20 protein-coding genes are annotated in these 21,118 nt (G+C 69.3%); 11 read left to right on the forward strand and 9 right to left on the reverse strand.

Going from position 1 to position 21,118, the window contains the following annotated elements; all coding sequences use genetic code 11:
* The first annotated feature begins 211 nt into the window (after nucleotides 1–211).
* The 6 genes from ACQEU1_RS23480 (at nucleotide 212) to ACQEU1_RS23505 (ending at nucleotide 5,786) form a co-directional block, all read left to right on the forward strand.
* On the forward strand, nucleotides 212–472 hold the full coding sequence (locus ACQEU1_RS23480; protein ID WP_382442458.1) for a hypothetical protein: 261 nt from the start codon (nucleotides 212–214) through the stop codon (nucleotides 470–472).
* Nucleotides 472–723: a hypothetical protein gene (locus ACQEU1_RS23485; RefSeq protein WP_433205480.1), complete on the forward strand. Its 252-nt coding sequence runs from the start codon at nucleotides 472–474 to the stop codon at nucleotides 721–723. The genes ACQEU1_RS23480 and ACQEU1_RS23485 overlap by 1 nt, the downstream gene beginning before the upstream one ends.
* Nucleotides 723–3,539: an FtsK/SpoIIIE domain-containing protein gene (locus ACQEU1_RS23490; RefSeq protein ID WP_433205483.1), complete on the forward strand. Its 2,817-nt coding sequence runs from the start codon at nucleotides 723–725 to the stop codon at nucleotides 3,537–3,539. The genes ACQEU1_RS23485 and ACQEU1_RS23490 overlap by 1 nt, the downstream gene beginning before the upstream one ends.
* On the forward strand, nucleotides 3,539–3,982 hold the full coding sequence (locus tag ACQEU1_RS23495; protein ID WP_433205486.1) for a hypothetical protein: 444 nt from the start codon (nucleotides 3,539–3,541) through the stop codon (nucleotides 3,980–3,982). The genes ACQEU1_RS23490 and ACQEU1_RS23495 overlap by 1 nt, the downstream gene beginning before the upstream one ends.
* Nucleotides 3,983–4,696, forward strand: coding sequence for a GNAT family N-acetyltransferase (locus ACQEU1_RS23500; protein ID WP_433205489.1), 714 nt, complete (start codon nucleotides 3,983–3,985; stop codon nucleotides 4,694–4,696).
* Nucleotides 4,697–4,778: 82 nt separating this feature from the next.
* Nucleotides 4,779–5,786: an NADP-dependent oxidoreductase gene (locus tag ACQEU1_RS23505; protein ID WP_433205492.1), complete on the forward strand. Its 1,008-nt coding sequence runs from the start codon at nucleotides 4,779–4,781 to the stop codon at nucleotides 5,784–5,786.
* Between the two features lie 78 nt (nucleotides 5,787–5,864).
* Here the strand turns inward: ACQEU1_RS23505 and ACQEU1_RS23510 are convergent, their stop codons facing one another.
* Complete coding sequence (locus tag ACQEU1_RS23510; protein WP_433205495.1) at nucleotides 5,865–7,427, reverse strand: FAD-binding oxidoreductase; 1,563 nt, start codon at nucleotides 7,425–7,427, stop codon at nucleotides 5,865–5,867.
* Between ACQEU1_RS23510 and ACQEU1_RS23515 the strand changes: the two genes are divergently transcribed.
* Complete coding sequence (locus ACQEU1_RS23515) at nucleotides 7,426–8,001, forward strand: TetR/AcrR family transcriptional regulator (protein WP_433205498.1); 576 nt, start codon at nucleotides 7,426–7,428, stop codon at nucleotides 7,999–8,001. The genes ACQEU1_RS23510 and ACQEU1_RS23515 overlap by 2 nt on opposite strands.
* Nucleotides 7,998–9,383, forward strand: a complete 1,386-nt coding sequence (locus tag ACQEU1_RS23520; protein ID WP_433205501.1) for a glycerol-3-phosphate dehydrogenase/oxidase — start codon at nucleotides 7,998–8,000, stop codon at nucleotides 9,381–9,383. The genes ACQEU1_RS23515 and ACQEU1_RS23520 overlap by 4 nt, the downstream gene beginning before the upstream one ends.
* A gap of 57 nt (nucleotides 9,384–9,440) precedes the next feature.
* Here the strand turns inward: ACQEU1_RS23520 and ACQEU1_RS23525 are convergent, their stop codons facing one another.
* From ACQEU1_RS23525 to ACQEU1_RS23535, 3 genes are read right to left on the reverse strand one after another with little or no spacing between them, the layout of a single operon-like run.
* Nucleotides 9,441–11,126, reverse strand: coding sequence for a WXG100 family type VII secretion target (locus ACQEU1_RS23525; RefSeq protein ID WP_433205504.1), 1,686 nt, complete (start codon nucleotides 11,124–11,126; stop codon nucleotides 9,441–9,443).
* On the reverse strand, nucleotides 11,123–11,431 hold the full coding sequence (locus tag ACQEU1_RS23530) for a type VII secretion target (protein WP_433205507.1): 309 nt from the start codon (nucleotides 11,429–11,431) through the stop codon (nucleotides 11,123–11,125). Before ACQEU1_RS23530 ends, ACQEU1_RS23525 begins: the two co-directional genes overlap by 4 nt.
* Before the next feature lie 19 nt (nucleotides 11,432–11,450).
* Nucleotides 11,451–11,903, reverse strand: coding sequence for a YbaB/EbfC family nucleoid-associated protein (locus ACQEU1_RS23535; protein WP_433211697.1), 453 nt, complete (start codon nucleotides 11,901–11,903; stop codon nucleotides 11,451–11,453).
* A 129-nt stretch (nucleotides 11,904–12,032) separates the two neighbouring features.
* On the opposite strand from ACQEU1_RS23535, the gene ACQEU1_RS23540 reads away from it, so the two are divergent.
* A complete protein-coding gene (locus tag ACQEU1_RS23540; RefSeq protein ID WP_433205510.1) occupies nucleotides 12,033–12,941 on the forward strand; it encodes an ABC transporter ATP-binding protein in 909 nt (302 codons plus the stop codon).
* Nucleotides 12,938–14,122, forward strand: a complete 1,185-nt coding sequence (locus ACQEU1_RS23545) for an ABC transporter permease (RefSeq protein ID WP_433205513.1) — start codon at nucleotides 12,938–12,940, stop codon at nucleotides 14,120–14,122. Before ACQEU1_RS23540 ends, ACQEU1_RS23545 begins: the two co-directional genes overlap by 4 nt.
* Here the strand turns inward: ACQEU1_RS23545 and ACQEU1_RS23550 are convergent.
* From ACQEU1_RS23550 to ACQEU1_RS23565, 4 genes are all read right to left on the reverse strand, one after another.
* On the reverse strand, nucleotides 14,112–15,317 hold the full coding sequence (locus tag ACQEU1_RS23550; protein WP_433211700.1) for a cryptochrome/photolyase family protein: 1,206 nt from the start codon (nucleotides 15,315–15,317) through the stop codon (nucleotides 14,112–14,114). The genes ACQEU1_RS23545 and ACQEU1_RS23550 overlap by 11 nt on opposite strands.
* A gap of 121 nt (nucleotides 15,318–15,438) precedes the next feature.
* Nucleotides 15,439–16,752: a citrate synthase gene (locus tag ACQEU1_RS23555; RefSeq protein ID WP_382442472.1), complete on the reverse strand. Its 1,314-nt coding sequence runs from the start codon at nucleotides 16,750–16,752 to the stop codon at nucleotides 15,439–15,441.
* 225 nt (nucleotides 16,753–16,977) lie between these two features.
* A complete protein-coding gene (locus ACQEU1_RS23560) occupies nucleotides 16,978–17,910 on the reverse strand; it encodes a carbohydrate kinase family protein (protein ID WP_433205517.1) in 933 nt (310 codons plus the stop codon).
* A gap of 5 nt (nucleotides 17,911–17,915) precedes the next feature.
* On the reverse strand, nucleotides 17,916–18,506 hold the full coding sequence (locus ACQEU1_RS23565) for a TetR/AcrR family transcriptional regulator (protein ID WP_382442474.1): 591 nt from the start codon (nucleotides 18,504–18,506) through the stop codon (nucleotides 17,916–17,918).
* An 83-nt stretch (nucleotides 18,507–18,589) separates the two neighbouring features.
* Between ACQEU1_RS23565 and ACQEU1_RS23570 the strand changes: the two genes are divergently transcribed.
* Nucleotides 18,590–19,729, forward strand: a complete 1,140-nt coding sequence (locus ACQEU1_RS23570; RefSeq protein ID WP_433205521.1) for an acyl-CoA dehydrogenase family protein — start codon at nucleotides 18,590–18,592, stop codon at nucleotides 19,727–19,729.
* Here the strand turns inward: ACQEU1_RS23570 and ACQEU1_RS23575 are convergent.
* Nucleotides 19,726–20,934 (reverse strand): amidohydrolase, encoded by a 1,209-nt coding sequence (locus ACQEU1_RS23575; protein WP_433205524.1) that lies wholly within the window; start codon nucleotides 20,932–20,934, stop codon nucleotides 19,726–19,728. The two genes, ACQEU1_RS23570 and ACQEU1_RS23575, sit on opposite strands and share 4 nt — an antisense overlap.
* Between the last annotated feature and the right edge of the window lie 184 nt (nucleotides 20,935–21,118).

Consider the following 21,118-nt stretch of genomic DNA (forward strand, 5'->3'; position numbering starts at 1 on the left):
GACAGGCTGTAGGCGGCATTGTGAGAGTCATGACACGCGTGAGCAAGGGGCCAGCAGCGCGCTCAACTGATCATTAAATCAAGGCCCGTTCGAGTGGATTCAGGCATCCACCCGGTTAGCCGATCTTCGCTCTCAACTGTGAAAATCTGGGCACAATCTCTACTAAGGGTGGTCGTCAGACCATCTTGTTCCGGAGGGTTCGGGAGCCGACATGGCCAGCATCGAAGAGGTCCGTGCCGCAATTGCCCAGGCGATCGACAAGGCGGCTCAAAGCCAGTCGGCCCTCCAGCAGGCGGCTGAGCTCGCCGAGGACGCGCAGCAGTTGCTGACATCGGTCACGCAGGGATCCGTGCAGGCGGACGTCGAGACGACGAACGCCCAGTTCGCCCAGGTCGTGTCCGGTGTGAGCGAGCTGCAGAACTTCCTCGGCGCCGGCATCTCCGGGGCCGAGGGCATCAACAGCAGGCTTTGATGGCGTCCATCGGCGAGGTTCGTGCCGCGCTCGAGCAGGCGAGCGAGATCCTGCGGGAGTCGTACCGCAGCGTGCGCACCGCGCAGGAGGACCTCGACGAGGCGGTCGCCATCCTCGCCGAGTCGAGCGAGAACCACCACGAGTCGCTGCTTCCAGTCGAGTTCGTGCGCGCGAAGGAAAGATTCCCCGATCAGCTGGAGCTGATGGTGGGAACCCTAGAGCGCATCCAACGACTCACCGTGGAGCTGTGATGAGCAGGCGGGACGACCGGCGGGCGAAGATCGAGAACGCCTTCGCGGAGTTCCAGCGCGCCGTTTCGGCCGCGCTGGGCTCCGTGGCGCGCGAGCACCGGGCGCTCGCCACCGAGCACGCCAAGGACATGTTCGAGTTCACCGTGCGCGGCATGGGCATCGACAAGGCGCTGCAGGACGTCGCGCTGCGCGACGTCACCCCGTTCCTCGTCGTGGACGAGAAGCGCGCGAAGAACCCGCGCCAGGCGCCATTGTCGATGGCGCAGTTCCAGGAACGGCTCGACCAGATCCGCTACGACTGGCAGCAGTCGTTCCACGAGTGGACGTCATCGGGTCCCGCCCAGCTGACCGAGCTGGTGAGCTCGGTCGCCGCCGGGCCGGCGTCGTGGCCGCACGAGTCGTGGCTCGGGCACCCCGGCACGCACGACGGCAGCGAGGGCGTGCCGGAGCTGTGGCGGATCGGCACCGGCGTGGTGACGTCGGCGCCGGAGCCCGTGCCGTTCCCCGTGGCCGTGCCGCTGCTGGACCAGGCGCACCTGCACATCTCGTCCACTTCGGACACCCGCCAGCAGGCCGACACGCTGGTCGAGTCGTTGCTGCTGCGAGTGCTCTCGCACTTCCAGCCCGGTCTCGTGCACGTGCACGTGTGGGACATCGGCCAGCTGACCGGGTCGTTGCCGGGGCTGTACCCGCTGACCCGCGCGAACCTGCTGACGGTGCACGACCCGGCGCGCCTGCACGAGCTGCTGGACGAGCTGTCCGAGCACATCCGCCAGGTGCACACCAAGGTTCTCGTCGACGGCCATCTGACCGTTCGTGCGGTCAGCGGTGAGGGCAGGCGCACCGAACCGTGGCGGATCGCCGTGCTGTTCGGCAACCGCAAGGCGTTGAAGGAAGACCAGCAACAGCAGCTGCAACGCGTGGCGCGCAACGGTTTGGCGTGCGGCGTGCAGCTGTTCATCGTGGACATCCCGATCACGATCAACTCGCCGGTCGAGACGGTGTCCCTGCGCGGCGACGGTTCCGCGACCTGCACGATGACCGGCAAGCACGTGAACGTGACGCTGGATCCCCCGCTGCCGCGCACACTGGTGCCGCGCGCGTGTGCGGCGATCGCGGAGAAGCGCGAGGAACGCCGGTCGCGCATGGGCACGTTTGGCGACCTGCTGCCGGACCGGCCGTGGACGGAGAACTCGGCGGCCGGAGTCGTTGCGCCCGTGGGGTTCGACGACGGCGAGCAGGTCTGCGTGCAGCTCGGCGACACGTCGCCGCACGCGTTGATCGGTGGGCCGTCCGGCTCCGGTAAGACGAACTTCCTCTACGCGATGCTCGGTTCGTTGTGCGCGCGCTACTCGCCAGACGAGCTGGAGCTGTACCTGCTGGACTTCAAGGAGGGCGTGTCGTTCGCGCAGTTCGCGCCGGGCCGCAAGGACCCGTCGTGGCTGCCGCACGCACGCCTGGTCGGCGTGAACGTCAACACCGACCGCGAGTTCGGCGTGGCGCTGCTGCGGTACCTGTCCGACGAGATGCGCCGGCGGGCGGACGCGGCCAAGCAGCACGAGGTCACCAAGCTGCAGGACCTGCGCGCGGAGGACCCGTCGGGCCGCTGGCCGCGGATCGTCGCGGTGATCGACGAGTTCCAGTACCTGTTCGGCGAACGCGACCAGGTCACCGCCGCCGCCACGCAGCTGCTGGAGGACGTGGCGCGCCGCGGCCGTTCGCAGGGCATCCACCTCGTGCTGTCGTCCCAGGACGTCTCCGGCATCGAGGGCTTCTGGGGCAAGTCGGCGATCTTCGAGCAGTTCACGGTCAGGATCGCGCTGCCCAAGGCCCGCCGGGTGCTGGCGGAGCCGCAGAACGACGCCGCCGTGGAGCTCCCCCGCTGGCACGCGGTGATCAACCACGAGTCGGGGGTCAAGCCCGGCAACGAGATCTGCCGCGTCCCTGACTCGACGTCCAAGGGCACCATGGACTTCCTGCAGAACGAGCTGTGGCGGCGCGAGCCCGGCCAGGCGCCGGGCCTGTTCGACGGCAGCAAGATCCCGCTGCTCGACGCCACGCCGGACTTCCTCGATCTGCGCCCCGGCGAGGCATCGCCTACCGTGCTTCTCGGACAGGTGATCGACGTCGCGGGCAGCGCGGCACGGGTGCGGTTCGCCCGCACACCGGGCCGCAACATCGCGGTGATCGGTTCCGTGGTCCAGGACGCGGCCGCGGTGCTCGGCGGAGCGGCCGCGTCGCTGGGCAGGCAGCACCACCCGCACGAGGCGGTGTTCACGCTCGCCTGCCTGGTCGAGGAAGCGATGCCCTCGGCACTGCATCTGATGAAACGCCTGAACAACGACGGGCATGATGCGGATGTGGTGCAGATCGACCGCATCCGCGGGGTGCTGGACGAGGCGGCCGCCCGGCTGCAGTCGATCAACACGGGCCAGGCCGACGCGCCGCTGAAGCCGCACTACCTGGTGCTGTACGGCGTCGACGCCGCGCAGACGTTGCTGGAGCAGAAGGATCCGGCGACGCGAACGTCCGGTGTGGACAGTCTGCGCACGGTGCTGAAGCACGGCCCGGAGAACCGCACGCACGTGCTGGGCTGGTGGCGCGGCGTGACGAGGCTGAAGGCGAGCCTCCCGCCCGGCGTGTACGACGACATCGGCGCCTGGGTGGCGTTCGACGTCCAGGGCAAGGAACTGCTGTCGCTCGGACCGGAGCAGGTGATGTCGTGGTCGCCGAGGCCGCGCCGCGGCCTGTTCTTCGACAGGTTCGAGCACTCGCGACCGCAAGTGATCATCCCGTTCGACACAGGAGAAGCGTGATGAACCCGATGATGACCTCGATGTTCGAGTCGGTCCCATCGCAACGTCAGAGCGAGGAGGTGATCGAGGTGCCGACCGTCTCCGCCGTTGAGCGCTACAAGGAGATCATCGCCATCGCCACCGACGCGGCGGCCCGCCAGCGCAAGCTGGACGAGGTCAGGTGCACCGAGCTCGCCGAGCGGATCGCGTCGATCCAGCACGAGATCGCCGAGGTGCGCGATCGCGAGCGGGTCGTGCGGATGGGCGCCGCGCTGCACTGGGAGGCGGCGGTCGAGCAGCTCTGGAACGAGCGCTGGCTCCAGATGGTCACTCCCCCGCAGCCCGACGAGTCCGTCCCCCCGCGTCCGCAGGGCGAGTACAACCGGGCGATGGACCTCGCGTACCAGGAGCTGGAGGAGTCCCTGCAGAAGCGGACCCTGTTGCGCCGCAAGCAGAAGGACTGAGTGCGCCGCTTACGCACCCCCGCCGACGTGCAGGACGCCAGCACGGACCCGTTGGTCCGCTGGGCGGCCCAGGCGCTGTCGGCCGGCGGTGCCGCCTGGGAGCACAACGGCGCTGTGGCGGTGCACGCCCCGTGCCTGACGCGCCGCCGCCGTCTGGTCCTGTCCGGCCCTGCTGAGGGCGTGGCCTCGCTGTTAGCAGCGCACGGCCGTGGCGTGGACCTGCGGCCGTTGATGGAACGCCAGTTGGCCTCGGTGGTCGAGCCGCTGATGCCGACGCCGTGGATCGAGGACAAGCCGTTCGGCTGGATGGACCGCGGCGGCACGCTCGACCTGCCGGAGGACGTCTCGTGGCTCTCGTCGCTGGACGGCGTCGAACCGCTGCTGCGCTCGGCGAACCCGGACTCGTGGGCGTGGCCCGGCGAGAAGGGCGTGACCCGCTGGGCGGGCATCCGCGCCGGTGACGACCTCGTGGCCACCGCGGCCGAGGCCTGGTCGTCCGCGGACGTCGGCTTCATGATGGGCGTCGCCGTCCACCCGTCGCACACCGGCCAGGGCCTGGGGCAGCGCGTCTGCCAGTTCGTCACGTCCTCGCTGCTCAGCCTGTACGGGTGTTGCGCGCTGTTCGTGGAGAACTCCAACGCCGCCGCCATCGCCGTTTACCGGAAACTGGGCTTCGAGTACCGCGACGTCACCACACTTCTACCTGCGGTCTGAGTCACAGTGCGGAACAGTCAGACCCGAAGGCCGGTTGAAACGGATAACTGATCCGCAACACCCAGAGGGAGATGGTCCGATCATGACCAGCACCGCACTCGAGGTCCGCCTGGCGTCCCGCCCGACCGGCTGGCCGACCGACGAGAACTTCGAGATCGCCGAGGTCGAGGTCCCCACCCCGGGCGACGGCCAGATCCTCGTGCGCAACGTGGTCATGAGCGTCGACCCGTACATGCGGGGCCGCATGAACGACGTCAAGTCGTACGTCCCGCCGTTCCAGGTGGGCGCTCCGCTCGACGGCGGCGCGGTCGGCGAGGTCGTGACCTCCAACTCCCCCGAGTTCAAGGCGGGCGACCACGTCCTGCACGGCCTCGGCTGGCGCGACTACGCCGTCGTGAACGCCGGCCACGCCGTGAAGGTGGACGGCGACCTCGCCCCGCTCTCCACGTACCTCGGCGTGCTCGGCATGCCGGGCCTCACCGCCTACGCGGGCCTGCTCGCCACCGCGGAGTTCAAGCCGGGCGACACCGTCTTCGTCTCCGGCGCGGCCGGTGCCGTGGGCCAGATCGTGGGCCAGATCGCCCGCCTCAAGGGCGCCGCCCGCGTCATCGGTTCGGCCGGCTCGGCCGACAAGGTCAAGTACCTGACCGAGGAACTGGGCTTCGACGCCGCGTTCAACTACAAGGACGGCCCCGTCCTGAAGCAGCTGGCCGCCGCGGCCCCCGACGGCATCGACGTCTACTTCGACAACGTCGGCGGCGAGCACCTCGAAGCGGCGATCGAGGTCATGAAGCTCAACGGCCGGATCACCATGTGCGGCGCCATCTCCCAGTACAACGCGGCCGAGAAGCCGGCCGGCCCCGGCAACATGATCCAGATCCTGGCGAAGCGCCTCACGCTGCGCGGCATGCTGGTGGGCGACCACAAGGCGTTGCAGCCGGAGTTCATCAAGGAGGTCGCCGCCTGGATCGCGTCGGGCGAGCTGAAGTACTCCGAGACGGTGGTCGAGGGCGGCTCGCGCCAGGCGCCGGCGGCGTTCCTGGGCATGTTGCGGGGCGAGAACACCGGCAAGATGCTGGTCAGGTTCTGACCGCAGAACCGAGTGAGCGGGCCCGCGTCTGCGGGCCCGCTCCCGGCTGGATCGGTTTGCCGTGATTGAGGAATGCGGTCAGATCAGCTTGCCGGGGTTGAGGATCCCGGTCGGGTCCAGCCGGTCCTTCACGGCCCGCAGCACCGACACCCCGACCCCGCCGATCTCCTTCTCCAGCCACGGCAGGTGGTCGCGGCCGACCGCGTGGTGGTGGGTGATCGTGCCCAGCCGGGAGATCGCGTCCGAGGCGGCGATCTTGGCTTTCGCCCACTGCCCAACGGGATCCGCACCGTCCTGCGGCACCAGCACGGTGAAGTACAGCGACGCCCCGGTCTCGTAGGCGTGCGAAACGTGGCACATCACCACGGGGTTCCCGAGTTCGGCGACCACCGCGTCCCGCACGGCCTCGCGCAGTTCGGAGACCTTGGACCAGTGGGTCGCGGTCTCCAGCGTCTCCACGCACACCCCGGCGTCCAGCAGGGCGTCCCGCTGCCGGGGCCCGTTGAACCGCCCGTGCCGCCACGACTCGCCCATGGCCTTCCCGAGCCGGACGACCTTGTGTCGCCGCAGCACCTTCAGCGTGGCGAGCCGGTCCCGGCACTCCCACCCCAGGATCACCAGACACGGCTGGGAGACCCGGCGGGCCCGCAGGTACTTCTTCACGATGTCGGCCTTGCCACCGGCCAGTTCCAGGGCGACCTCGGTCTCGTCCACATCGGACAGACGGGTGATGTCGGCCAGCGCCCCGGCCTGGGCAAGATCGCGCACCAGGGCGACCCCGGCCTCCCAGCCGTCGACCACAAAGCCTTCGTAGCGAGGTGAAACGGGCTTCGGCCGCACCCGGACAGAGACCTCGGTGATCACACCGAAGAGGCCCTCGGATCCCAGCACCAGCTGCTTCAGGTCCGGCCCGGCGGCGGATGCGGGCGCGGCACCGACGACCCACTCCCCGACGGGCGTGGCGACGCGCACCGACTCGACCATGTCCTCGAACCGGCCGTAACCGGAGGACGCCTGCCCTGCGGACCGAGTGGCGGCGAACCCGCCGATGGTCGCCCGCTCGAACGACTGCGGCACGTGCCCCAACGTGAACCCGTGTTCCCCCAACGACTTCTCGGCCTCAGGCCCGGTCAGGCCCGCCTCCAGCACGGCCACCCGAGACACGGGGTCCACGGACACGAGCCGCGACAGCCCTGACAGGTCCAACGCCACCACGGCGGCCTTGGTGCCGCGCAGGGCCTCGACCCCGCCGACCACCGACGTCCCACCACCGAACGGCACCACGGCCACGTCGTACTCGACGCAGACCCGCAGCACCTCGGCGACCTCGTCGTGCGACCCCGGCGACACGACGGCGTCCGGCACGGCGGGCGCGCCGTGGCCGCGGCGGCCCAGCAGGTCGAGGTACGACAGGCCGCCGGCGTGCCCGAGCCGGTCGGCGGCGTCCAGCGACACCGCGCACACCGCCTCCAACGCCGTGAAGGCGTCGGCCGACAGGGCCGGATCAGGTGCGGTCAGCGGCACCTCGGCGGAGGGCGTGCCCAGGCCGATCCGCCGGCTCAGCCAGGTGAGGGCGTGCGGCGGCAGTGGGACGGTTTCAGCGGTCCATCGGGCTCTGGTCACTGCTACAGTGTTACACATGACGTCTCAACGTCACACCCACGACGCCCTGCTCGACGCCACCCGTGAGTGTGTTCTGGAGGTGGGGGTGCGCCGGACGACCCTCACCGACGTGGCCAAGCGCGCCGGCGTGAGCCGGATGACGCTGTACCGGCGCTACCCGGACGTGGACCACCTCGTCAGGGCCCTGATGACCAGGGAGTTCGCCGCGATCCTGGCGGAGGTCGAGCACAGCGCCGGCCACGGCAACGCCCGGCAGCAGCTCGTCCGGCGCGCCACCGACGCCATCCGGCTGCTCGAGGGCAACCCGTTGATGCAGCGGGTGCTGCAGCTCGACGCCGACCTGATGCTGCCGTACCTGACCGACCGGCTGGGCAGCACGCAACGGCTGGTCGAGCAGTTCCTCGTCGCGCAGGTCGAGGCAGGCCACCTCGACGGCTCGATCCGGTTCGGGGACGCCAAGACGCAGGCGCGGATCGTGCTGCTCAGCACGCAGTCGATGGTGCTGTCCACGAAACCCGCTACCTCAGGGCTCGACTTCGGCGCCCTGCTGGACGAGCTCGCCAAGCAGCTGGACGGAGCCCTGAAGCCGTGAACACGTCCCTGAACGCCGGCAGGCGCGCGCAGGACCTCGAAGCAGCACAGCAGGAAGTCGTCGACGTCCTCGTCGTCGGCGGTGGCGTCACGGGCGCGGGCGTCGCGCTGGACGCGGCGTCGCGAGGCCTGAAGACGGTGCTGCTGGAGGCGCACGACCTGGCGTTCGGGACCTCGCGGTGGTCCAGCAAGCTCGTCCACGGCGGCCTGCGCTACCTGGCCAAGGGCGACGTGAAGCTCGCCCACGAGAGCGCGGTCGAACGCGGCATCCTGATGACCAGGACAGCACCCCACCTGACCCGCACGCTGCCGATGCTGTTCCCGCTGCACGGCACCGCCGGCCACTTCGTCATGTCGGGCTTCCGCGCCGGCAACGCCCTGCGCGTCGCCGCCCGCACCCCGGCCGACGTCCTCCCGCCACCCCGCCGGGTCTCCCGGCACGAAGCCCTCGCGCTCGTCCCCGGCCTCGCCACGGAGCAGCTCACCGGCGGCCTGCTCAGCTACGACGGCCAGCTGCTCGACGACGCCAAGCTCGTCGTCGCACTGGCCAGGACTGCGGCCGGCCACGGCGCCAGGATCATCACCAGGGCGAAGGTCCTGACCCTGCAAGGCGATGGCGCCGAGGCGGAAGACGCGCTCACCGGCACGAGGTTCACGATCAGGGCCAGGGCGGTGATCAACGCGACCGGCGTCTGGGCTGGCACGCTGGCCCCGGTCAGCCTGCGCCCGTCCCGGGGCTCGCACCTGGTGATCGACGCCCGGCAGGCGGGGATCACCGGCACCGCGCTCACCATCCCGGTCCCCGGCGAGCGCAACCGGTACGCGTTCCTTCTGCCCCAACGCAACGGCCGCGCCTACCTGGGTCTCACCGACGAACCGGTGGACGAGATCCCGGACGTCCCCGAGGTTCCGCAGTCCGATGTGGACTTCCTGCTCGGCACGGCTTCCCGCTTCCTGCAACGGAAACTCACCCAGGACGACGTGATCGGCAGCTACGCCGGGCTGCGCCCGTTGCTGGAAGCCGAAGGCACGACCGCGGACCTGTCCCGCCACCACGCCACGATCAAGGCACCGAACGGCGTGATCACGATCGTCGGCGGCAAGCTCACCACGTACCGGAAGATGGCGGCGGACGCGGTCGACGCCACCGGCATCACCGCGATCCCCTGCCGCACCAAGGACATCCGCCTGGTCGACGACCAGCCGGCGCCGACCACCCCGATCGCACCGGGCATCACCGAGGCCGACGTCCTGCACGCCGTCACGCACGAAGGCGCGCTCACCCCGGACGACGTCCTGGACCGCCGCACCCGCACCGGCCTGGTCCCGCAGGACCGCGCGAAGGCCGAACCGGCGATCGCCGAAATCCTGGCCAACGCATGAAAAACGGGGCGCCCCGCAAGGGACGCCCCGTCGAAGATCAGCGCAAGGACAGCAGGATCACTCGCCGATGACCGGCTTCGCGGCCTTGGGCGGCTCGACCAGGGACTCGCCCTCGATCCGCACCTTCCGCTTGTGCTCGTTGCTGCCGCCCTGCTGGCCACCCGCACCGGCCATCGGGGCTCCACCCATCATGCCCGCGCCCATGCCACCACCGGGGCCGCCCTTCGCGGCACCGGCGGCCGCGGCGGCACCGGCCGCGGCGGGAGCACCGCTACCGGACGCCATCACGCCGGCCGCGCCACCGAACTGCGTGGCCGAGGTGCCACCGGCACCGGCGCCACCGGCGGGACCGCCACCGAAGCCGGCGGGCATGCCGCCACCTCCGCCGCCGCCCATGCCCTTCGGCACACCGCCGCCGCCACCGCCACCGGCGCCACCCGCCGACGCCGTCGCGGCGTGGTCGGTGGTCGTCGGCCGGTACCAGTCGGTGTTCGGCACGCTCGGGGTCGCTCCGAACGTCGGCGGCTTGGTCCCGGTGTTGCCACCGGCCGTCGTCGTGGTGTCGGGCTCCCAGTGACCGGGCACCCAGCGGCCGGGGCCGGACGTGCCCGCACCCGTACCGGTGCCGGGCGGCACGTAGCCGGGGCCGGAGACGCCACCGGAGCCGGAACCCGCGCCACCGCCGGTGTAGCCGCCCTGACCGCCAGGAGGCGTGTAGACGGGCCGCACGGCGGGGCCGGAGCCGACGCCGCCACCCTGGTAGGGGCCCTGGTAGCCGTCGGTGTTGCCGCCCTGGTAGCCGGGACGCACGTTGCTGACGCCGTCACCGGCGGTCGGCGCGCCACCGGCGTAGCCGCCGCCGGCGCCGCTCGTGAACGTGCCGCCCGCGCCCGTGGAAGCACGGTCCTGGTCGCCGCCGCGGATGCCGTCGAAGCCACCGGCGGTGTTGCGGACCGAACCGCCGCCACCGCCGCCCTTGCCCTGGTTCGCCATCGACGAGATCGCGTCGATGATCGACTCGGCGGCCTTCGCGATCTGCGAGACCGACTGGATCAGCTTCAGCAGCTTCTGCACGGAGCCGACGAGCTTCTGCAGGAAGTCGGAGAGCTTCTTCGCGTAGTTGACGGCGGTCGTGACGATGTCCGCGATCGCGCCCGCGATGGCCGCGCCGAACGTCAGGAACGACGCCGCGAGCCACTGGATGATCTTCATGACCATGTCGGACACGGCCTGGCTGATCAGGTCCATGATCATCTTGCGGACGGTGCCGACGAGCTCGCCAGCGCCCTTGACCGCGCCCGAGATGCCGTCGACCGACTTCGCGAGGGTCTCCAGGCCGGTCGCGTGCCGCTTGGCGGCGGCGCGGTAGCCGTCGGCCGCCCTGCCCTGCCACTCGCGGGTCTGCGAGACGCAGATCTTCTCGTACTCGGTCGCGATGTCCTTGACCTGCTTGCCCGCGTTCTTGAACGACTCGGACATCTTGGCGATCGACTCGGGGCTGCCGAGCAGGATGTCGAACGGTTCGCGCAGGAAGTCGACGTGCTGGATCGCCCAGCTGAAGCCCGCGGACAGGAAGCCGCTGAGGGGGTTCGAGGCGTTGCCGACCATGCCCATGGCCGCGTTCGCGATGCCGAGGCCGCCGCTGACCCAGTCACCGCTCTCGATGGACTTGTAGGCACTCGAGATGTTGTTGAACAGCTGCGCGGTGTCGCCGCTGCTCGACTGCGTCGCAGGGGCGTTCATCCCCGGCCTCCCTTGAAGCCGAACATGTTGTCGAGGTCGACCTGCTCGTACTGCTCAACGGTCTTCTTGAGCCCGTTGCCCATGTCCATCAGCGAGTTCGCGGCCTTGCCGAGCATGTCCTGCGACAGGCCCGCCTCCTGGAGGACCTTCGAGGCCAGGAACCCCAGGAAGACGCCGAACGCCTCGGTGGTGAGAGCACCCGGGTCGCACGTCTCGGTGGCCTTGCGCATCCGGTCCATGAGCCGGTCCACGCTGGCGGCGTGGGTTCTCAGCTCGTCCAGGTCGATGTTGAAGTGCTGCTGCATGCCTAACCCCCTCCTGCACTCAGGCCATGACGTCGGGCGGGTTGGTGAAGTACTCGTCGTCGGGCCGCACGTCCTTGCGCTCCAACTCCGACTTCGGTTCGTCCTCGTCGGTTCCGTCGCCCTTGTATCCGTTCGGCATCTGCGCCTTCACGAACTCGAGGGCGGGGCTGTCCCCGACGAAGTCCGTCATGATCTGCACCACTGCGCCGGAGGCGTCGCGCTGGGCCTTTGCCGAGGCAGTGAGCACTGCGGAGGCGATCTCGCTGGGGTCCATGCCGCGGGCTTCCGGCTTGATCTGGAGATCGGTCAACACGCCTGTCGCGTTAACTGTCACCGTGATCAGGCCGTCTGGCGAGCTGGCGCTGCCTCCCACACCACCGAGCTGGTCGCGGGCCTGTTCGGCGTGCTGCTTGGCCTGCTCGATCTTGGCCCCGTACTGCTTGAGCCACTGATCCGGGTCAATGGGCTGCATGGTCACCCCCGTTGAGTGAATTGGTCGTTCGTTCGATTCGCCGTAGACGCCCGTATCGTTTCACCCGTTCCCTGCTCACCGATACTTTCAGTGCGATTACCGCCATCCGGGCTAACGAAGGGGTTCACCGTGCCTGAGGGAGTGCTGGAGATCGACCGGATCTCCAAGCGCTACGGAGAGGTCGTCGCCCTGCGGGACATGTCCTTCGACGTGCGCGCCGGCGAGCTCTTCGGGTTCGTCGGCAGCAACGGCGCCGGGAAGACCACGGCCATGCGCATCGCGCTGGGCGTGCTCGCGGCCGACTCCGGCGAGGTGCGGTGGAACGGCAGAGCCGTCGACCTCGACACCCGGCGCCGCATCGGCTACATGCCGGAGGAGCGCGGGCTGTACCCCCGGATGAGGGTGCTCGACCAGCTCGTCTACCTCGCCGAGCTGCACGGCATGGGCACCAACGAGGCCCACACGAACGCGGAGAGCTGGATCGCGCGCCTCGGCCTGCGCGACCGCCGTTCCGACGAGGTGCAGCGGCTGAGCCTCGGCAACCAGCAGCGCGTCCAGCTCGCCGCCGCCCTGGTGCACGAACCGGACGTGCTGGTGCTCGACGAGCCGTTCTCCGGCCTCGACCCGGTCGCCGTGGACGTGATGAGCCAGGTGCTGCGCGAGAAGGCGTCCTCCGGCGTGCCCGTGGTCTTCTCCAGCCACCAGCTCGACCTGGTGGAACGGCTGTGCGACCGGGTCGGCATCGTGAGTGCCGGTTCGATGGTCGCGAGCGGAACAGTGGATGAACTCAGGTCGGGTGGCACACCTCGCCTCGTCGTGGAGTCGCCAACGACCGACTGGGCTGCCACGCTGGACGGTGTGCGGGTGATCGAGAGGAACGGGACGCGGTGCGTCCTCGACCTCGCCGACGGCGTCGACGACCAGGTCGTGCTGCACGCGGCGCTCGCCGCCGGTCCCGTGCACGAGTTCTCCCGGCAGCGCCCCTCGCTGACCGAGCTGTTCCGCAACGTCGTGACCACCGAGGGCAGGACTGGATGACGTCGGCCCGAGCGGTCTCGCTGGTGGCGAAGCGCGAGTTCGTCACGAAGGTGCGCACCAGGTCGTTCCTCGTCGGCACCGCGGTGATCATCGCCGTGCTCGCCGGGTACGTGGTGCTCCAGTCGTTCCTGTTCAACGACCAGCAGCGCAGCGTGGTGGGTCTGTCCGGGCAGGCCACGCAGCTCGCCGATCCGTTGCGGGACAAGGCGAAGGCGTTCGGCATCGACCTGGAGACGCGCGACGTCACCACCGGGGGCGACCCGGAGGCGCAGGTCCGCGACGGCTCGCTGGACGCGCTGGTGACCGGCGCGCCGCCGGTGCTGCGGATGATCGTCAAGGACTCCGGCGACCAGGTGCTGACGACGGCGCTGAACGACGTGCTGCGCCAGCAGGTGCTGATCGCGCAGCTCGCCGAGACCGGCACCACGACCCCGCAGGAGATCGCGGAGAACCTCGCGAAGGTCACCGTGGACGTCACCGCGCTGGAACCCGTTGACCCGCAACGAGGTCAGCGCCTCGCGATCGGGTTGATCGTGGCCGCGCTGCTCTACTACTCGTTGCTGGTCTACGGAACGATGGTCGCGCAGGGCGTGGTCGAGGAGAAGTCCAGCCGGGTCGTGGAGCTCCTGCTCGCCACGTTGAGACCGTGGCAGCTGTTGCTGGGCAAGGTGATCGGCCTCGGCGCGGTGGGACTGCTGCAGCTGCTGGTGATCTCGACGGTCGGCCTCGGGCTGTCGTCGGCGTTCGACGTGATCGACGTCAGCGCGTTCGGCGGCGCGGTCCTGCTGACCGGCGTGCTCTGGTACCTGCTCGGCTTCTTCCTGTACGCCACGGTGTTCGCGGCCGCCGCGTCCCTGGTGTCGCGGCAGGAGGAGCTGCAGTCGGTGCTGACGCCGATCAGCATGACGATCATCGTGGCGTTCGTGGCGGGCATCAACCTGATGATCGGCAGCCCGTCCGGCTCCACGGTCACCGTGCTGTCGCTGCTGCCGCCGTTCGCCCCGATCCTGATGCCGGGCCGCATGGCGCTGGGCGTCGCGCCGACCTGGCAGGTGCTCCTGGCGGTGGTGCTGGCGTTGCTGGCGATCGCGGCGATCACGTGGCTGGGCGGCAAGGTCTACGCGAACGCCGTGCTGCGGACCGGCGCTCGCGTCAAGCTCCGCGAGGCCCTCAGGACCTGATCGCCTGGTAGCGGTCGAGCGCGATCTGGCGTTCGACCGCGTGGTCCACGATCGGCGTGATGGTGTGGGAGTCCGGAGCGTACCTCTTCACGTACACGCCGTCCGGGTCGAACTTCTTGGCCTGCGTCGTCGGGTTGAAGACGCGGAAGAACGGCGCCGCGTCCGTGCCGCAGCCCGCGACCCACTGCCAGTTGTGCTGGTTCGAGGCGATGTCGCCGTCGATCAGGTGGTTCATGAAGTGCCGCGCGCCCCACCACCACGGCAGGTGCAGGTCCTTGACCAGGAAGCTGGCCACGATCATGCGCACCCGGTTGTGCATGAAGCCTTCCCGCAGGAGCTGCCGCATGCCGGCGTCGACGATCGGGAACCCCGTGCGACCTTCCTTCCAGGCCTCGAAGAGCTCCTTGTCGTCGTCGAGCTCCATGCGGTCGAACTTGCGGTCGTAGTTCTCGCGCGCGGTCTCCGGCTTGTGCCACAGCACGTCGGCGTAGAACTCCCGCCAGGCGAGCTCGGACCGGTACGTTCCGTCACAGTCCTGCAGGAGCGTGCGGGGGTGCAGGACGCCCCACCGCAGGAACGCCGACATGCGACTGGTCGCGTCCATGTCGGGGCGGTCGCGCGTCTTGTCGTAGTCGTGCAGCCGTTCGTCGCGGAACTTCTCCCAAAGCGCTTGAGCGTCCTCGAGTTTTTCCTTGGCCTGCGGGATCTTCGTGCTGTGCGGCGGTTCGATCCAGTCCAGGGTGGACGCGTCGGTGTCCGCCGGCTTGCGCCAGCCGTGTTCCAGCCAGGCGTTGCGGAACGGCGTGAAGACCTTGAACGGTGTGCCGTCCTGCTTGCGCACCCGTCCCGGCGCGACGGCGTACGGCGAGCCGGACCGGACGAGCTCGATGTCCCCCAACGCCTCTTCGACGGCCTCGTCGCGCTTGCGGCCGTACGGCGCGTAGTCCGCGGAGATGTGCACGCTCTCCGCGCCGATCTCCTTCGCGATGCGCGGAACGGTCTTCACCGGATCGCCGTGCACGACCATCAACCGGCCGCCGAGTTCGTCGTTCAGGGCGTGCAAACAGCTGTGCAGGAAATCGATTCGCGGTTGTCCCGACGGTTTCAACAGCCGGTCGTCGAGAACGAACAACGCGAGTGCGCGAGGCGATCTTTCCGCCGCGGCGAGAATGGCGGGATGATCGGATGTCCGCACATCCCGGCGGAACCAGACGAGTGACGGGGAAGAACTCACCCGTCGACGCTAAGACGAACGGGGCCCGCCTGCATGACAGGCGGGCCCCGCACGGGTGAAGCTGCTTGCGGCTAGGCCGTGATCAGCGGTTCTCCATCGCGATGAAGTCGCGCTCGGTCGGGCCGGTGTAGATCTGCCGCGGGCGGCCGATCTTGGTGGCCGGGTCGTTGATCATCTCGCGCCAGTGCGCGATCCAGCCGGGGAGACGGCCGAGCGCGAACAGCACGGTGAAGAACTTCGTCGGGAAGCCCATCGCCCGGTAGATCAGACCCGTGTAGAAGTCGACGTTCGGGTAGAGCTTGCGGGAGATGAAGTACTCGTCGCTCAGGGCGGCCTCTTCCAGCTGCTTCGCGATGTCGAGCAGCTGGTCGTCGGCGCCGAGCTTGCCGAGGATCTCGTCGGCGGTCTTCTTGATGATCGCGGCGCGCGGGTCGTAGTTCTTGTAGACCCGGTGGCCGAAGCCCATCAGGCGGACGCCGTCCTCCTTGTTCTTCACCTTGTTCACGAACGACTGCACGTCGCCGCCGTCGTTCTTGATCTTCTCCAGCATCTCCAGCACCGCGCTGTTCGCGCCGCCGTGCAGCGGGCCGAACAGGGCGTTGATGCCCGCGGAGATGGACGCGAAGAGGTTCGCCTCGGAGGAGCCGACCAGGCGCACGGTCGACGTGGAGCAGTTCTGCTCGTGGTCGGCGTGCAGGATGAAGAGCAGGTCGAGCGCGCGGACCAGGTCCGGGTCGAGGTCGTAGGCCTCGGCCGGGAACCCGAAGGTCATCCGCAGGAAGTTCTCCACCAGGCCCAGCGAGTTGTCCGGGTAGAGGAACGGCTGGCCGACCGACTTCTTGTACGCGTAGGCCGCGATGGTCGGCAGCTTGGCGAGCAGGCGGATCGTGGAGATCTCCACCTGGTTCGCGTCGAACGGCGACAGCGAGTCCTGGTAGAAGGTCGACAGCGCGGAGACCGCGGACGACAGCACCGGCATGGGGTGCGCGTCGCGCGGGAAGCCGTCGAAGAAGCGCTTGAGGTCCTCGTGCAGCAGGGTGTGCCTGCTGATCTTCTTGTTGAAGTCCTCGAGCTGAGCCGCGGTCGGCAGCTCGCCGTAGATCAGGAGGTACGAGACCTCCGCAAAGTTCGAGCGCGCGGCCAACTGCTCGATCGGGTACCCGCGGTAACGCAGAATTCCGGCGTCACCGTCGATGTAGGTGATCTCGGAGGAGCAGGAGGCCGTGTTGACGAAACCGGTGTCCAGGGTTACCAGACCGGTGGTCGACAGCAGCTTGCCGAGATCGATGCCGGACGCGCCTTCGGACGCCCGCACCACCTTCATCTCGAGCTCTGCGTCCCCGTGGCGCAGCGCGACGGTCTGTGGGTCGGTCGGCGCAGTCGTCGCGTCGGGCATTCAAGTCCCTCTCAACGCTCGGACGGGGTGGCGGCAGGCCACGCCGGGCCTGCCGTCGTCTCGGACCACCCCGTTGGGATCTGAGTCTTCAAGTCCACTCACGCTAGTCGGCGGAAGGCCCGCCTCGCAGCAGCGGTGTGAACCGATTCTGTGAGATGGGACCGGCATCACATCCGTAATGCCAGTTTCTAGCGCGGCTACCCCACGGTAGTCCGATCCTCCGTTTTATCCACCCAACGCGGCGGTGAGTTCGCTCGCAAAGGGCGGTTCGGCACCCGCACGGGAACATGTGATCGCCGCGGCCGCGCCGGCGTACGTCAATGCGGTGGTCCATTCCTCGTCACCGAGGCCGCGGATCTTCTCCACGCTCAACGCGTCGTGGTCGTGCAGCCACGCGAGCAGGGCGCCCTGCACCGTGTCGCCGGCCCCGATCGTGTCGACCACGTCCACCTTCACGGGTGGCACGTCGACCTGCCCGGTGGCCGTGATCACTGACAGACCGTCGCCACCTTTCGTCAGGACGACGGCGGCCGGTCCCTGTGAAATCCACGTCCTTGCGATCTCGATCACGTCGTCCTCTTCGGCGAGCCACTGGGCGTCCTCGACCGAGAGCTTGAGCAGGCCGACGTCCGGCAGCCACGACCGGAACCGCGCCCGGTAGGCGCCCGGATCGTGGATCAGGCCGGCCCGGATGTTGGGGTCGAGCGCCGTGAGCAAGCGCTTGCTCTCGCGCCGCAGCACCGTCTCGTAGACCGAGGCGCCGGGTTCGAGCACGAGGCTGAGCGTGCCGAACGACACCGCCTTCGCCTGCTCGGGCAACGGACCCGGGTCCTCGACGAGCCGGTCGGCCGTGCCATCGACGTAGAACGCGTAGCGCGCCGATCCGTCGTCGGCGAGGCCCACGACGGCGAGCGTGGTGTTCTCCGGTCCACGTTGGACCAGGTCCGTCGTCACGTTCGACGCGTGCAGCCGCTTGACCAGCTGCTCGCCGAAGTGGTCGGTCGACACCCGCGACAGGAACGCCGTCGGCACGTCCAGCCGCCCGAGCGCCACGGCGACGTTGTACGGCCCGCCGCCCAGCTTCGGGGCGAGCGGCGTGAGCTCGTCCTCCCCGACCGGAACCATGTCGACCAGAGCCTCACCGGCAACCACGATCACGCGCTCTACTCCTTCTGGGAGACCCCGTTCCTCTGGAGCCCATCCAACAACAGTTCGCCCAGGGCGGTGAACGCCTCGGCGTCCGAAACGCCTGCCCGCTTCGTGAGGACCCCGGTCTGGATGCTCTCGATGAGCAGCCCGGCCATCTCGGCGAACAGCGTGGCGTGCACCTCGCGGAACACGTGCCGCTCCACACCGTCCTGGATGAACGCCTTGATGCGCTCGGCCGCAGCGCGCGCGTTGCGTTCGTACGTCGCCCTCGTCGGCGGGAAGTCGGACACGTCCGCGATGAACGCCGCTGACGCCTTGTTCAGCTCCTCCGCGGCGCCCGCGAGGTAGCTGCCGATGCGTTTGCGCACGTCGTTGAGGCCCGCGATGCGCTTCTCGATGCGTTCGGCCGCGCCCTTGAAGTACCGGCCGACGACGCGGACGGCCAGCTGCTCCTTGCTGCCGGCGAGCGCGTACAGCGTGGATTTCGAGCAGTGCAGCCTGCCCGCGATGTCATCCAGCGTGAGATGCCCGAAGCCCTCGGTGAGGAACAACGCCTCCAACCGGGTGAGCAGCTCGGCCTGCCGCTGCGTGAGAGCCCGCGTCATATGAGGACCTTGCCACATTCACTGGCTGCTGTACTGCACAACGCACTAGAGTACAGCTACCAGTACACCACCGGAGGTCGACGATGCCCGCCGAGCGGCTGCTCCCCACCCAAGAGGCAGAAGACCTGATCGCGCTGGTCAGGGAGATCGCGCGGGACGAGCTCAAGCCCCACGCCGCGGACGCCGAGGAGAACGAGAAGTTCCCCCGCGACGCGTTCCGCCTGTTGGGCAGGGCGGGTCTGCTGGGTCTGCCGTACGCCGAGGAGTTCGGTGGCGGCGAGCAGCCCTACGAGGTGTACCTGCAGGCGCTCGAAGAGGTCGCCTCCGCGTGGATGACGGTCGCCGTCGGCCTCTCCGTGCACGTCATGTCCTGCTACGGCCTGGCGCAGTTCGGCACCCGCGAACAGCAGGAGCGCTGGCTCCCGGAGATGCTGGAGGGCGACCTGCTCGGCGGCTACGCCCTGTCCGAGGTCCAGGCGGGCTCCGACCCGGCCGCCATGTCGACCCGCGCCGTCCGCAAGGGCTCCGAGTACGTCGTGAACGGCACCAAGGCGTGGATCACGCACGCCGGCGCCGCCGACTTCTACACGCTGATGGCCCGCACGTCCCCCGACGCGGGCCGCGGCATCTCGTGCTTCCTCGCGCCGGGCGAGACGTCCGGGCTCGTGGCCGCCTCGCCGGAGCGGAAGATGGGCCTCACCGGTTCCATCACCGCGCAGCTGGCGTTCGACGACGTGCGGTTCGGGGCGGACCGGTTGATCGGCAACGAGGGCGACGGCCTGAAGATCGCACTGTCCGCTTTGGACTCCGGCCGGCTCGGGATCGCCGCGTGCGCTGTGGGTCTGGCGCAGGCCGCGCTCGACGAGGCCGTGGCGTACGCCAAGACGCGCACGCAGTTCGGCCGTCCGATCATCGAGTTCCAGGGCCTGGAGTTCCTGCTCGCCGACATGGCGGCGGCCGTGGAGTCCGCGCGGGCGACCTACATCTCGGCCGCTCGCCGTCGTGACCGCGGGTTGCCGTTCCGGCAGCAGGCGTCGATCGCCAAGCTCATCGCCACCGATGCGGCGATGAAGGTGACGACCGACGCCGTGCAGGTGCTCGGCGGGGCCGGGTACACCCGTGACTTCCCGGTCGAGCGGTACATGCGCGAGGCCAAGGTGCTGCAGATCTTCGAGGGCACCAACCAGATCCAGCGCCTCGTGATCGGCCGCGGCCTGCGCTAGCCCTCCCGGTAGAAGGGGTCGGCCACGACCCCTTCGCCCTTGTCCTCGTTCCAGGTGTAGACCTCGCGGCCCTGGACGAAGACGTGCAGCGCGCGGCTCATGACGTCGAGCGGGTCGCCCGACCAGATCACGACGTCGCCGTCCAGGCCGGGCTTCAGCGAGCCGACCCGGTCGTCCAGACCCATGATCCTGGCGGGGTTGGTGGTGATGGACCTCAGCGCGGTGTCGCTGTCGAGGCCTTCCTTCACCGCCAGCGTGGCCTGGTGCACCAGGAAGTGGATCGGGACCACCGGGTGGTCGGTCGTGATCGCCAGCTCGACGCCTGCGCGCGCGAGGATGCCCGGGTTGCGCAGGCCGCGGTTGCGAAGCTCCACTTTGGACCTGCTGGTGAACAGCGGGCCGATGATGACCGGGATCTGCTTGTCCGCGATGACGTCCGCGATCAGATGGCCTTCGGTGCCGTGGTTGAGGATCAGCCGGTAGCCGAACTCCTCGGACAGGCGGATCGCCGTGGCGATGTCGTCGGCCCGGTGCGCGTGCTGGCACCAGCCCAGCTCGCCGGAGAGCACCTTGCCGAGGATCTCCATGGTGTTGTCGCGGTCGAACGCCTTGCCGTCCTTCTCGGCCTCGGCCTTCTTCTTCGCGTAGTCCTGCGCCTTGGTCAGCTGGTCGCGGATGACCGCGGCCACGCCCTGCCGGGTGGACGGCAGCTTGCCCTTGTCGCCGTAGACGCGCTTGGGGTTCTCACCGAGCGCGCTCTTGACGCTCACGGGCTCCTTGACGAGCATCTCGTCGACCGTGCGCCCCCAGCACTTGATCGCCACGGTCTGGCCACCGATGGGGTTGCCGCTGCCCGGCTTGATCACCGCGGTCGTGACACCACCGCTCAGGGCGTCCGCGAAGCCCAGGTCAGCGGGGTTGATGGCGTCCAGGGCACGCATCCTGGCACCGACCGGGTCGGTCATCTCGTTGGTGTCCTGGCCGGCCCAGCCCTCGGCCTCCTCGTGGACGCCGATGTGGCCGTGCGCCTCGACGAAGCCGGGCAGGACCCAGGCGCCGTCGGCGTCGACCGTCTTCGTGCCGTCCGGGATGTCGACGTCTGCGCCGACCGCTGCGATCTTGCCGTCTTGGATGAGGACGGTGCCGCCTTCGATCGGGGCGCCGTCCACGGGGACGACGTAGCCACCGGTGATCGCGAGGTTCATGGTTAGCGACGCTAACGGTATTTCCGGCTGGTGGCCACCCGGTCCGTCACCTTTGGGTGGCCTGCTGGGTTCGGGGTGCGAGGGGTGGGTGCGAGGGCTGGGACGAGCGCTGCCGAGCCGGGCGGGCACGTCACCCGGTACCGCTGTGACGGCGCGAAGAGGGACGGACGCCTCGCCTCCGGCA

This window comes from Lentzea sp. CA-135723 (assembly GCF_050936595.1).
Lineage (GTDB): Bacteria > Actinomycetota > Actinomycetes > Mycobacteriales > Pseudonocardiaceae > Lentzea.

Excerpts from the sequence above, each read along its gene's own strand:
- ACQEU1_RS23480 (WP_382442458.1), top strand. The coding sequence starts at position 212 with ATGGCCAGCATCGAAGAGGTCCGTGCCGCAATTGCCCAGGCGATCGAC.
- ACQEU1_RS23485 (WP_433205480.1), top strand. The coding sequence starts at position 472 with ATGGCGTCCATCGGCGAGGTTCGTGCCGCGCTCGAGCAGGCGAGCGAG.
- ACQEU1_RS23490 (WP_433205483.1), top strand. The coding sequence starts at position 723 with ATGAGCAGGCGGGACGACCGGCGGGCGAAGATCGAGAACGCCTTCGCG.
- ACQEU1_RS23495 (WP_433205486.1), top strand. The coding sequence starts at position 3,539 with ATGAACCCGATGATGACCTCGATGTTCGAGTCGGTCCCATCGCAACGT.
- ACQEU1_RS23505 (WP_433205492.1), top strand. The coding sequence starts at position 4,779 with ATGACCAGCACCGCACTCGAGGTCCGCCTGGCGTCCCGCCCGACCGGC.
- ACQEU1_RS23515 (WP_433205498.1), top strand. The coding sequence starts at position 7,426 with ATGACGTCTCAACGTCACACCCACGACGCCCTGCTCGACGCCACCCGT.
- ACQEU1_RS23510 (WP_433205495.1), bottom strand. The coding sequence starts at position 7,427 with ATGTGTAACACTGTAGCAGTGACCAGAGCCCGATGGACCGCTGAAACC.
- ACQEU1_RS23525 (WP_433205504.1), bottom strand. The coding sequence starts at position 11,126 with ATGAACGCCCCTGCGACGCAGTCGAGCAGCGGCGACACCGCGCAGCTG.
- ACQEU1_RS23530 (WP_433205507.1), bottom strand. The coding sequence starts at position 11,431 with ATGCAGCAGCACTTCAACATCGACCTGGACGAGCTGAGAACCCACGCC.
- ACQEU1_RS23535 (WP_433211697.1), bottom strand. The coding sequence starts at position 11,903 with ATGCAGCCCATTGACCCGGATCAGTGGCTCAAGCAGTACGGGGCCAAG.
- ACQEU1_RS23545 (WP_433205513.1), top strand. The coding sequence starts at position 12,938 with ATGACGTCGGCCCGAGCGGTCTCGCTGGTGGCGAAGCGCGAGTTCGTC.
- ACQEU1_RS23555 (WP_382442472.1), bottom strand. The coding sequence starts at position 16,752 with ATGCCCGACGCGACGACTGCGCCGACCGACCCACAGACCGTCGCGCTG.
- ACQEU1_RS23565 (WP_382442474.1), bottom strand. The coding sequence starts at position 18,506 with ATGACGCGGGCTCTCACGCAGCGGCAGGCCGAGCTGCTCACCCGGTTG.
- ACQEU1_RS23570 (WP_433205521.1), top strand. The coding sequence starts at position 18,590 with ATGCCCGCCGAGCGGCTGCTCCCCACCCAAGAGGCAGAAGACCTGATC.
- ACQEU1_RS23575 (WP_433205524.1), bottom strand. The coding sequence starts at position 20,934 with ATGAACCTCGCGATCACCGGTGGCTACGTCGTCCCCGTGGACGGCGCC.